Here is an 11175-nt window from a genome sequence, read left to right on the forward strand (position 1 = left end):
GGCTGATATCAGACGACCTGGCGAGCGGCCGGCTGGTCGAGATCGACCTCGAATCCTTCAGGGAGGTGAGCTCGCCGCTGTTTGCCATGCATCGCAGCGATCGCAGCCCGAAGCCGGCGGCGGCCTGGCTGATCGACCAGTTCAAGCGCCAGCTCGGCTGCTTCAACGAGTTCGAACCGGGCGAGGTGCCGGATGAGGAGCACGAGACAGCCCATCGATCAGCGCCATGAGCACGGCGCGGTAATCTTGCGCTGAGGCGCCGGCCTCGATGGCCAGGGCGGCACGGTCGCAGGCGGAGCCGAGCAGTGCTGTCAGCGCGTCGGCCGGCAATCTCGTCATCGTCTGCGCCCGCATCGCCGCGACCAGCCCTTCGCGCAGAGAGCGGTTGCCGTGGCGATTGTCGATCGCGTCCATGGCGGCGCGGCCAAGCACGGCCGGGCCGTCGAGCAGCAGCAGCCGCGTGCGTCCGGGCGCGCGCATGGCGGCGAGATAGGCGTCGGAGCCGGCAATCAGCGCGTCATGGGCAAACAGCGATGGCGGCGAGGCGCGCTCGATCTCCTCGGCGACCGCTGCCGCCTCCTGCTCGACCACGGCAGCAAACAGTGCCTGCTTGTCGGCAAAATGATGGTAGAGCGCGCCGCGCGTCACGCCGGCGGCGGCGACGATCTCCGGCGTGCCGGTCTCGGAATAGGATTTCTCCGTGAACAGCTTTCGCGCCGCGGCAATCAGGTGGGCGCGCGTGGCTTCGGTGCGGTCGCGGTTGGAACGACGCGCGAAATCTTGTTGCATACATGCAGCCTGTATGTTAATTCGGTTTACATGCAGACTGTATGTTAATTGACGGGAGAAGGAAAGATGAAGACCACGAGCTATTACCCGGTGCTGATGACCGGCGACGTCGCCGGCACGGCGGCCTTTTATGTGAAGCATTTCCGCTTCCAGCCCCTGTTCGAAAGCGACTGGTATGTGCATCTGCAATCGGGGGAGGACAGAAGAGTCAATCTCGGCATCGTCCAGGGCGACCATGAGACCATCCCGGAAGAGGGGCGGGGCCGCGCTTCGGGCCTGCTGATCAATTTCGAGGTTCGCGACCCGGACGCTGTCTATGAGCGCGTCGTCGCCGCCGGCCTGCCGATCCTGCGCTCGCTGCGCGACGAGCCCTTCGGCCAGCGCCATTTCATCACCAAGGACCCCAATGGCGTGCTGATCGACGTCATCAAGCCGATCCCGCCGAGCGAGGCGTTTCTGGCGCAGTATGCGGAAGGGGTGGCGGGAGCCTGAGCGCCCGCCTCAACTGGCCCTTGCCACCGGCGTCACCGTCACCTGGCTGACACCGGTGCGGCGCACGACGGTGCACAGCGTCTCGCGGCCGATGCGTTCGGCGTCGAGCATGCGCACCAGGTCGTCGACGCCGGTGACAGGACGGCCGTCGATGGCGGCGATGATGTCGCCTTCTTTCAGGCCGGCCTTGGCCGCCGGGCCGTCCTTCTCGACGCTGCGCAGGCGAACCGCCGTGCTGGTCGAGACTTGCGACAACAGGGCGGCGCGGCGCGGCAAACTGGCAGTGTCGGCCGAGACGCCGATGAAGGCGCGGCGGACACGGCCGAAGCGGATGATCTCCGAAATGACGAAATTGGCGGTGTTGGAGGCGACAGCGAAGGCGATGCCCTGCGCGCCATGGATCATGGCGGTGTTGACGCCGATCACCTCGCCGGCCGACGAAACCAGCGGCCCGCCGGAATTGCCGGGGTTGAGCGCTGCGTCGGTCTGGATGACGTCGTCGATCAGCCGGCCGGTCGAGGCGCGCATGGAGCGGCCGAGCGCCGAGACGACGCCGGAGGTGACGGTCCATTCAAAGCCGAGCGGATTGCCGATGGCGATGGCGATCTGGCCGCGCCGCAGCCGCTTGGAATCGGCGAGCGGTGCGACATCGGCAAAGCTGCCGTCGGCGCGCACCAGCGCGATGTCGGTGTCGGGATCGCGGCCGAGCACGCGGCCTTCGCGGGAGGCGCCGTCCGGCATCGAGACGCGCACTGTCCTGGCATCGCCGACGACGTGGAAATTGGTGACGACCAGTCCGTCCGGCGCGATGACGAAGCCGGAGCCGTGACCGCCCTGGCCGCCGACGCGTTCGATGCGGCAGACGGCCGGGCCGATGCGGTCGACGGCGTCCGCAACGGTCGTCGAATATGCGTCGAGCAATGTATCGTCAGGTTCGAATTTGGCTGCGGCGAGGGCCATGGAAGGGCTCCGTATTTTTCGGGCGAAAGGATGATTTTTTTCCTGTGCGCGTCGTTGTCCCAAAACCGCTGAGCACTTTTGGGCGACACGCACTATATGTGCGGAGCGGCTGGAACCGCCGCGACCTGACCAGATGGCCAGTCAAACCGGCAACTAGCCTTCAGGCGAGTACCTCTGAACGCGCTGTCGAGCGATATCTGGGGCATGGATGAACCCAGGAGACCAATATGAGCGATTTCAATCTGAGTGCGTTTTCGCAAGCCATCGCCGATCTCGCCGCCCAGGCGGCAGCGGCAACGGCTGGCTTCGCCACGCATCATCACCGCACGGCAAGCGCCTTCCACTGGCGTGACGGTTATTTCGTCACCGCCGAGGAGGCTGTCGAGGCCGGCGAGGAGATCGAACTGACGCTGGCCTCGGGTGAGGCGGTGAAGGCAGAACTGGTCGGCCGCGATCCGTCGACTGGCGTTGCCCTGCTGAAGCCGGCTACGGCCATCAACGCCGTGCCGTTGGCCAGGGCTGACGCGGTGCGGCCAGGCAACATTGCCATCGCCATCGGCAATAGCAACGGGTCGGCTCTGGCCGTTTCGGGCTCGGTAGGCGAAGTCGGTCCGGCCTGGCGCTCGATGCGCGGCGGCACCATCGACCGGCGCATCAATCTGGCCGTCGGTGCCGGCGGCCGTTTCGAGGGCGGCCCGGTTCTCGACGCCAAGGGTGCGCTGATCGGCATGCTGCTGTTCGGGCCGCGCCACCGGGCGCTGGTCATGCCTTACGAGACGATCGAGCGGGCGGTTGCGACGCTGCGCGAAAAGGGCCATGTCGCGCGCGGTTATCTCGGCGCCGGCCTGCATCCGGTACGCGACCGCGACGCGCATGGCGCGATGGTGATGAGCCTCGATGACGATGGTCCCGCCAAGGCCGCCGGTCTCTCTCTCGGCGATATCATCGTGGCGTGGAACGGTGAGGCGGTGCATGGCCCGCGCGACCTGATCCGCAGGCTCGGACCAGACAGTGCGGGCGCTTCGGTGACGCTCGGCGTGGTGCGCGGCGGCGAACAGCGCGATGTCGGGCTGACCATCGGCGAAAAGCCGCTTTCCTGAGAGGAGTGATGGACACGCTCACCAGCGACCGGATCATGCATGACGGTGCCGTCTCGCGGCGGCTGGTGGTGCTGATTGCGCTTGGCGATGCGTCGCGCGCCGAGCGCTTGGCGGCCTCGCTGGCCGCGAGCGATGACCTGCTGCCGGTGGTGGCCGGCAGGGCTGACGTCGCCATCGTTGACGACAGCAGCGGCGGTGCCGTGCCGGCCGCCATTCCCCGGGTTCTGCTATCGGGACGCGCTGGCGAACGGCCCGCGGGCGAGGTGTTGGCCGTCCTCCAAACGGGCGCGGACGATTTGTTGATCGCTGCGGCGGCGCGGCTGGCGGCGGCCGGCTATCGGGTATCGGGCGAGCGCAGAACCGGACGCCATGAGGATTTCCATACTGGCGATGGCGAGCCGTTCGAAGATGAAGCCTCCGACGAGCATGCCGTCCGTCCTTCGCTGTCGCCGCGCGAGGCGGAAGTGCTGGCGCTGCTGGCCGAGGGCGCACCCAACAAGGTGATCGCGCGGCGGCTGAACATTTCCGTGCACACCGCGAAGTTCCATGTCGCCGCAATCCTGATCAAGCTCGGTGCCGCCAACCGCACCGACGCGATTGCCACTGCGATGCGGCAGGGGCTGGTGCTGGTTTAGTCATAAACCCTACGCTGCGTAACGCGGTGTCCGGCGTGTCGGGTCTTGCGCTGTGGTCGCCCGCCGCGCAAAGCTTCGCGTCTGACGTGTTGCAAGGGAGGCGCAAGGAAATGTCGCTCAAGGGAAAGACGCTGTTCATCTCCGGCGGATCGCGCGGCATCGGGCTGGCGATCGCGCTGCGCGCGGCGCGCGACGGCGCCAATGTGACGATCGCGGCCAAAACCGCCGAACCGCATCCGAAGCTGCCCGGCACAATCTATAGCGCGGCAGAAGAGATCGAGCAGGCCGGCGGCAAGGCGCTGCCCGTGCTGTGCGACATCCGTGAAGAGGCACAGGTGGCCGAGGCGGTCGCCAGGACCGTGGAAAAGTTCGGCGGCATCGATATCTGCGTCAACAATGCCAGCGCCATCCAGCTCACCGGCACGCTGGAAACCGACATGAAGCGCTACGACCTGATGCATCAGATCAACACGCGCGGCACCTTCCTGGTGTCCAAAATGTGCATTCCGCACCTGAAGTTGGCCAGCAATCCTCACATCCTGAATCTGGCACCGCCGCTCGACATGAAGGCCAAGTGGTTCAAGAACCATGTCGCCTACACGATGGCCAAGTTCGGCATGTCGATGTGCACGCTGGGCATGAGCGCCGAGTTCGCCAAGGACGGCATCGCCGTCAATTCACTGTGGCCGATTTCGACCATCGACACGGCAGCCGTGCGCAATCTGCTGGGCGGCGCGACGGTGGCGGCAATGAGCCGTTTGCCCGACATCATGGCCGATGCTGCGCATGCCATCTTTATGCGGCCGGCGCGCGAAGCGACTGGCAACTTCTACATCGACGAAGAGGTGCTGCGCGCCGAGGGCGTCAGCGATTTCTCGATCTATGCGCCTGATGCGACCGGGCCGCTGGCCGGCGACTTTTTTGTCCCCGACGAGGTGTTTGCCCGCACGGACAGCAAGATCAGGAATATTTACTAGAGCTCTTTGTTTTGACGCGACGGGCGTCGAGCCAAGCCCTTCGCCACCCGCAGGGAAAGCCCTGCTCGAACAAGGCGGTAGGGCATCGTTCCTGCGGGATTGATTCAACGTCCGGCGGGCGCAGGCTCACGCCTCGTCCTTCTTGCCTTTGCTCAGGCCCATCAGCCGGTCGATATAGGCGAGCATGAGCGCCGAGACGACGAAGGCGAGATGGATGATGGTCAGCCACATCAACTGGTCGGTCGTGTAGGACGATGAGTTCAAGAACACCTGCAAGAGGTGGATCGACGAGATGGCGACGATGGTCGAGGCAACCTTGACCTTCAGCGAACCGACATCGATGGTGCCCAGCCAGTGCACACCGCCGTCCTGGTCGTCGAAGCGGCTGACGAAATTCTCGTAGCCCGAGATGATGACCATCACCACCAGCGAGGCAACCAGCGCGGCATCGATCAAGCCGAGCATCTTCAGGATGGTGTCGGTGTCACCGAGCGTGAACGCCAGGCTAATGAACTCATAGAGCTTCTTGCCGAAGGACAGCGCATAGACGGCCAATGCCAGGGCCAGGCCTATATAGAAAACGACGAGCAGCCAGCGTGAAGCGAGAATGATCGATTCGATGGCGAGTTCGAGACGCTTCATGGGATGATTCCGGCGGGTTGATCTCTCAGACAATGGCCGTATTCGACGAGGCCGCCACCGTTTGCAAGACAAAAAACCCCGCCGAACAAAGTCCGGCGGGGCTCAATGCGTCCCGCTGGAGTCGGGACGGGGCAGGGAACGCCCAGCACCGAATCTGGGGTGGCTGCGCTCGCGATTCAATGAGCCGTGTCTAACGCCCGTACAATTCTTGTTGAACCCCGCACATCCATCCACCCCCGGCTGTGCCGGGGGTGGATGCTTCTCTTGCCGATTCCACAAACCGGGTCATGATTTTGAAATCATGACCTAATTGTTGCTGGCGACCGGTGCCACCAGCGAGGTGATGCGGCGGATGGCGACGCGGCGGTTCTCGCGGTTGGGCGCCGCCGTGTTGACCTTCAGATACTCCTCGCCATAGCCCTGTGTCGTCAGGTTTTCCGGCGGGATGCCGAAGGCATTGGTCAGAGCCTCCGCCACCGCTTCCGCACGGCGATCGGAAAGAGCGAGGTTAGCCTCCGGTGTGCCGACCGCGTCGGTGTGACCTTCGATCAGGAAGGTCTCGGCCGGGTTCTTCTTCAACAGCTTCTCCATGGCCGTCGCTACGCCCTCGAGCTTCTGCACCTCGGTGTCGGAGATGGAGGCCGAACCGAATTCGAAGTTGAGCGTGTCGAGATCGACGCGACGTGCGATGTCGCGCACGCGGGCCGAACGCTTGACCTCGTCGATCGAATAGAGGCGCTGGACCTTCTCGACCGGGGGCTGTTCGAGGAACTCGTAGTAGTCATCGGGGCTCTCGACGTCCTCGGAATCGAGAATGTATTCCCGGCGCGGGATGGTCAGCCGCATCGGCGGCAGGTCGTCGCCGGGATCACGCCAGTCGCTGTCATCTTGATAGTGCCGCTCGTCGACATAGCTCAGCACATATTCGCGTCCATCCGGCGCGATGCGCGAACGCTGGATAACGTCGCCATAGCGGTTGCGGATGGTGACGATCCGGACACCGTTGTCACGCTCGACGATTTCCCGGGTGCGATCGCCCGACAGATCCTCATAGTAGACTTCTTTGGCACCGCGGGTGACGCGCGGGGCGTCATTGCTCTGGACAAATGTCTGGTTGTTGAACTGTAGGATGACGCGATCGCCGAGTTTCCTGACGACGTCGACGCCTTTCGGACGCCGACGATCGCGGGCGATCTCATCGGGCGCACGCTCTACGCGCGTGCCCTTCTCCTCGGTCACCGGGACGATCTTCTCGGGCTTGATCTCCTGCTGTGCGGCCCTGTCGTCGGTGGGCGGCGGACCCTGGTCGACGGGAGCAGCCACCGGCTTGCGGCCCTGATCGCCACCTTGCTGGGCATTTTGCCCGCCATTCTGCTGCTCGCCATCCTGCTGAGCATTCTTGTCGCCACGTTTGCGGCCGCCGCCCCTGCGCTCGACGTCCTTCTGGCTGTCCAGGATGGGAGCGGCGTTTGGATCGGCCGGTGCTTCGCCTTGCACCGGGTTTTCGCCCTGTGCCGGTGCTGCCGTCTGACCATTGGCCGGTTGTTCGCCGGTGGTGGGTTGTTCGGCCGTCGCCGGCTGCTCGCCAACAGGTTTCCTGCCGTGCTTCTTCGTCGTGTCCTGGGGCTGCTCGCCTTGGGCCGCCGGCTGCTCGCCGGCAGGGGCCGTCGCCTCTCCAGCGGGAGCTTCCTTCGGCGTCGGGGCGACTTCAGGTTGGGCTTGCTGATCCTGCCTGTTCTTCTTGCGCGGCTGGGCCTGCTCGCCGGGCTGATTGTCGTTGGCCGGCGCGACCTGTTCGGCCGGCGTCTGCTCGGTCTGCTGCTGCTGGTCACGCTTCTTCCTGCGCGGCTGCTGTTCCCCTGCGGGTGCTGCCTGTTCGGCCGGCGCCTGCTCGGTCTGCTGCTGCTGGTCACGCTTCTTCCTGCGCGGCTGCTGTTCCTCGGCGGGAGCGGCCTGTTCGGCGGGCGCCTGCTCGGCCTGCTGCTGCTGGTCGCGCTTCTTCCGGCGTGGCTGCTGCTCCTCGGCGGGCTGCTCGCTCTGGGCAGGCGCGGCCTGCTGTTCAGGCTCGGCCTTCTTGCGCTCGTGTTTCTGTTCGGGTTCCGCCTGCTGCTTCTGCGCGCAGGCCTCGGCCGATTCGCCCTCGGCGCATGCTGCTTGCGCCAGGATGAATGGGGTTGCCGTGCGCTGGGCAAGACCGGACGCGACACTTCCCTGAAGCGGGAACGCGCCCAACGGCGCGGATGCCATCAACAGGCCAAGTGCGGTGCCTGCCAGAATCCGTGGTTGGCGTTTCATCGAAATTCTCCTTGTGGGGTCCCATCCTTGCCGAAACCGATCTTGTGCCGATTGGTTCCAGTCTGGCACGGATAGAGGCCGTACGGGGCGATTGACCGACCTTTTGAAGGCAACTTCATGTCATTCACCTGGCGATAGCCGCAATTGCGACCATTGCCGCGCTTGACCTTGCCCGCGGCCGGGGCCACATCCGGGAAATGGAAACGCCATTCTGGAAAACCAAGGCGCTGGAGGCGATGAGCCCGGCCGAGTGGGAATCGCTGTGCGACGGCTGCGGTAAATGCTGCCTGTCAAAGCTTGAGGACGAGGACACTGGCGAGATCTACTGGACCAGCGTCGGCTGTCGGCTGTTCGACGCCGAGACCTGCCGCTGTTCGGACTACGCCAACCGGCTGGCGCGCGTTCCCGATTGCGTCGGGCTGACGCCGCAGAATGTGCGAACCATCAGTTGGCTGCCCAGTACCTGTGCCTATCGGCTGGTTGCCGAGGGCCGCGACCTCTACTGGTGGCACCGGCTGGTGTCTGGCAGCGCCGAGACCGTGCATGAAGCCGGCATCTCGATGCGCGGCCGGGTCAAAGCGAGTGAAACCGATCTTGCCGAGCCGGAAGACTATTTTGACTATGTGCTGGACGAGGAGCCGTAGGACCAGCGGCGGCGAGCAACAGCCTTACGTTCCACGACTTCCGGCCAATCCGCGGGCTCGGAATAGGGCGCCGAGTCAGGCATTCCGGCCTTCACCAAGGGCTGGGGACGGTGGCGAATGGCCGGAACTTCCTTCTTCCCGCCATATGAACCGGAGATGAACGGCAGGTTCGTAAAGAGTTCAGACAGGCAAGCGCATTCTCCCCCCATCGGTTCACGAGGACGGGCGAAGGCCCGCAAAAAGGAGAGAAGACGATGTTCAACACGATCAAGACGGCAGCCCTTTCGGCCCTGGTCGGTCTCGGCACACTGGCGGCCGTTCCCGCCCACGCCGACAGCCTCTATCTCGGCTTCGGCAACAACAACGACCCGCGTTTCGGCGTCTATACCGGTGACGACGGTTATCGCCATCGCCGTGATGAACGCCGCGGCGACTGGCGCCGTGGCTGTTCGCCGGACCGCGCCCTCGACAAGGCCGAACGCATGGGTCTCCACCGTGTCCGCATCGTCGACGTCAACCGTCGTACGGTGAAGGTGGCGGGCCGCCAGGACGGCGACCGTGTCGTGGTGGTGTTCGCCAATGAGCGCGGCTGCCCGGTTATCTATCGCTGAGGTTCGACAATTAAGGCCGACCCCTCTTTGAGGGTCAGCCTGGCAGCATGATCTTTAGCAAGATCAGCTGGGACTAGCGGAGCCCCTTTCCGTTTGAAGGGTGTGGCTCGAAAAAACCCCGCGGGAGCAATCCCGCGGGGTTTTTCATGCGCGCTATTGGCTGGTGATGCATCGGTGGCTGGGCAAGACCCAGCCACGGATCCTCAGAGCCGCTTACTTCAGTTCGAAGGTGACGGTCACCTGGACATTGTAGGAATTCTCGCCGGCCTGCACGGGAGCCGCGCCACCCGCCGCGGCATCGAAGGCCTTGGCGTTGATCGGCATCGGCGCCGGCGCAATGTTCTGATCTGATATCTCGAGCACCCGGCCGAGGCTGGCGCCTGCGGCCTCGGCCAGCGTCTTGGCCTTGGCCATGGCGTTGGCGACCGCCTTCTTGCGCGCCTCGGTGACCGTGGCTGCCGGGTTGTCATTGGTGAAGGCGATGCCGCCACCCTGGTTGACGCCGAGCGACACCGCCTTGTCGAGGATCTCGCCGGTCTTGTCGACATCGCGCACCCGCACCGAAAGCGTGTTGGTCACCTGATAGGCGACGAGTTCGGCTTCCTGGCTGCCGTCCGGCTTGTTGGTGTAGTTGTAGCGCGGGTTGATCTGGATGCCGGCGGTCTGCAGGTCCCGGTCCTTGATGCCGGCGGACTTCATCGCCGCGATCACGGCGGCCATGGCGTCATTGTTGGCGTCGAGCGCGGCGCGCGCGGTCTTGGCCTCGCGCATGACGCTCAGCGTCAGGACCGCCAGATCGGGGGCCACGGTTGCTTCGCCTTCGCCCGACACGATGATGCGGGGCGGCGTCGGCAGATCGGTGGCTCCAGCCATCGCCGGAAAAGCGATTGCAGCGGCGAGCGCGAGAGGCAAAAGATGTCTGGTCATGAAAATCTCCTTGGTCTGCGATCAAGTCGCAGACGTCGCGTAGAGCGCGATTATGGGTTGATTTGGGCGATCTGGGGAAGCCCGTCGGGAAAGCCTTGTGCCGCGATGCGAAAAACATTAATCCAGCCCGCGTGGGGCCTGTAGCTCAATGGTTAGAGCCGGCGGCTCATAACCGCTTGGTTGGGGGTTCGAGTCCCTCCGGGCCCACCATTACCGTTAGGTCCGTTCCGGACACATAGGTTACGGTTTATACCGGAGACATGGGTAACACTTTTGGCCCGAAGGGGTTTTGGAGTGGTTCGAGCCTGCATGTCTCATCGTCGAAATATCCCAAATCATAGTCCATGAAGCTAGCCAGCCAGATATGGTCCTCGACCTGTTTGATTCCGACGGTCTGGCCGGCAAAGACAAGGCTGAGGTTGATCTTCTTGCGGTTATAGCAGATGCGGCCGCAGGTGGTGACGGTGACGGCCTTGTCGTGAAACGGGTGGTCGAGATCGGGCAAGCCGGTGTAGGGACGCGTTGAGGGCGTGTAGCGCTCGGCCGGGCAGTCCATGTCGAGCGCCTGGTGCGGGCGTTGTGAGTTGAACTCGTCGATGAAGTCATCGAACCTGGCCTGCTGTTGAAGGAAATTGGCGCCGGCCGGTTTGGTGGTCTCCTTCTTGAGGGTGAGGTGCATGCGCTCATGGCGGCCATTCTGCTGCGGACAGCCCGGCTTGATGCGCTCGATGTCGATGCCCAGGCGCAGCCACCAGACCGACAGTTTGCTGAGATTGAACAGCGCGTTGGGGCTGGCGAAGGGAACGCCATTGTCGGTCCTGATCGCGCTGGGCAGGCCGAACTCTTTGAAAACGCTTTCGAACACGGTGAAGGCATAGGCTTCCTTGGTGGTCGAGAGCGCCTCGCAGGCGATGAGATAACGGCTGGCGAAGTCGGTGATGGTCAGCGGATAGCAATAGCGCCGATCGGCGAGCATGAACTCGCCCTTGTAGTCGGCACACCAAAGATCGTTAGGGCGACAGCCGTTTGAAAGTGGTGTCCCCGTCGCCCTGTTGCGCCTGCGCTTGCGGCGCTCGACCATGCCGTGGCGGTCGAGCACGGCA

The 11175-nt window shown here is 64.3% G+C and carries 12 protein-coding genes, 1 tRNA gene and 1 pseudogene; 8 read left to right on the plus strand and 6 right to left on the minus strand.

Features of this window, described 5'->3' with window-relative positions; translation table 11 throughout:
* A pseudogene (locus EN884_RS10965) lies at nt 1–230 on the plus strand (substrate-binding domain-containing protein); the annotation flags it as partial.
* Here the strand turns inward: EN884_RS10965 and EN884_RS10970 are convergent.
* Nucleotides 163–789 carry a TetR/AcrR family transcriptional regulator gene (locus EN884_RS10970; protein WP_063168769.1) on the minus strand — a complete coding sequence of 209 codons (627 nt, stop codon included), beginning with the start codon at nt 787–789 and terminating at the stop codon, nt 163–165. The pseudogene EN884_RS10965 and the gene EN884_RS10970 overlap by 68 nt on opposite strands.
* 66 nt (nt 790–855) lie before the next feature.
* On the opposite strand from EN884_RS10970, the gene EN884_RS10975 reads away from it, so the two are divergent.
* A complete protein-coding gene (locus tag EN884_RS10975; protein WP_013530166.1) occupies nt 856–1281 on the plus strand; it encodes a VOC family protein in 426 nt (141 codons plus the stop codon).
* Nucleotides 1282–1290: 9 nt separating this feature from the next.
* On the opposite strand, the gene EN884_RS10980 is transcribed toward EN884_RS10975, so the two are convergent.
* Nucleotides 1291–2241, minus strand: coding sequence for a trypsin-like peptidase domain-containing protein (locus EN884_RS10980; protein ID WP_013530167.1), 951 nt, complete (start codon nt 2239–2241; stop codon nt 1291–1293).
* Nucleotides 2242–2468: 227 nt separating this feature from the next.
* On the opposite strand from EN884_RS10980, the gene EN884_RS10985 reads away from it, so the two are divergent.
* The 3 genes from EN884_RS10985 to EN884_RS10995 all read left to right on the plus strand — a co-directional run bounded on the left by EN884_RS10985 (nt 2469) and on the right by EN884_RS10995 (nt 4953).
* Nucleotides 2469–3341 carry a S1C family serine protease gene (locus EN884_RS10985; RefSeq protein WP_063168768.1) on the plus strand — a complete coding sequence of 291 codons (873 nt, stop codon included), beginning with the start codon at nt 2469–2471 and terminating at the stop codon, nt 3339–3341.
* Between the two features lie 8 nt (nt 3342–3349).
* Complete coding sequence (locus EN884_RS10990; RefSeq protein WP_063168767.1) at nt 3350–3976, plus strand: helix-turn-helix transcriptional regulator; 627 nt, start codon at nt 3350–3352, stop codon at nt 3974–3976.
* 110 nt (nt 3977–4086) lie between these two features.
* On the plus strand, nt 4087–4953 hold the full coding sequence (locus tag EN884_RS10995; protein WP_013530170.1) for an NAD(P)-dependent oxidoreductase: 867 nt from the start codon (nt 4087–4089) through the stop codon (nt 4951–4953).
* Nucleotides 4954–5079: 126 nt separating this feature from the next.
* Here EN884_RS10995 and EN884_RS11000 read toward each other — a convergent pair whose 3' ends face one another.
* Nucleotides 5080–5595: a TIGR00645 family protein gene (locus EN884_RS11000; RefSeq protein ID WP_013530171.1), complete on the minus strand. Its 516-nt coding sequence runs from the start codon at nt 5593–5595 to the stop codon at nt 5080–5082.
* Between the two features lie 306 nt (nt 5596–5901).
* Nucleotides 5902–7890: an OmpA family protein gene (locus EN884_RS11005; RefSeq protein ID WP_127394620.1), complete on the minus strand. Its 1989-nt coding sequence runs from the start codon at nt 7888–7890 to the stop codon at nt 5902–5904.
* 197 nt (nt 7891–8087) lie between these two features.
* On the opposite strand from EN884_RS11005, the gene EN884_RS11010 reads away from it, so the two are divergent.
* Both EN884_RS11010 and EN884_RS11015 read left to right on the plus strand, forming a co-directional pair.
* Nucleotides 8088–8534 (plus strand): YcgN family cysteine cluster protein, encoded by a 447-nt coding sequence (locus EN884_RS11010; protein ID WP_013530173.1) that lies wholly within the window; start codon nt 8088–8090, stop codon nt 8532–8534.
* A 254-nt stretch (nt 8535–8788) separates the two neighbouring features.
* Complete coding sequence (locus EN884_RS11015; RefSeq protein ID WP_013530174.1) at nt 8789–9145, plus strand: hypothetical protein; 357 nt, start codon at nt 8789–8791, stop codon at nt 9143–9145.
* 213 nt (nt 9146–9358) lie between these two features.
* Here the strand turns inward: EN884_RS11015 and EN884_RS11020 are convergent, their stop codons facing one another.
* Nucleotides 9359–10072, minus strand: a complete 714-nt coding sequence (locus tag EN884_RS11020) for an SIMPL domain-containing protein (RefSeq protein ID WP_013530175.1) — start codon at nt 10070–10072, stop codon at nt 9359–9361.
* A 134-nt stretch (nt 10073–10206) separates the two neighbouring features.
* Here EN884_RS11020 and EN884_RS11025 point away from each other — a divergent pair.
* A tRNA-Ile gene (locus EN884_RS11025) sits at nt 10207–10282 on the plus strand.
* A 37-nt stretch (nt 10283–10319) separates the two neighbouring features.
* On the opposite strand, the gene EN884_RS11030 is transcribed toward EN884_RS11025, so the two are convergent.
* On the minus strand, nt 10320–11175 hold an 856-nt coding region (locus tag EN884_RS11030; RefSeq protein WP_164746422.1), incomplete at its 5' end, for an integrase core domain-containing protein.

The organism is Mesorhizobium sp. M7A.F.Ca.AU.001.01.1.1, from assembly GCF_004022735.1.
Taxonomy (GTDB): Bacteria; Pseudomonadota; Alphaproteobacteria; order Rhizobiales; family Rhizobiaceae; genus Mesorhizobium; species Mesorhizobium ciceri.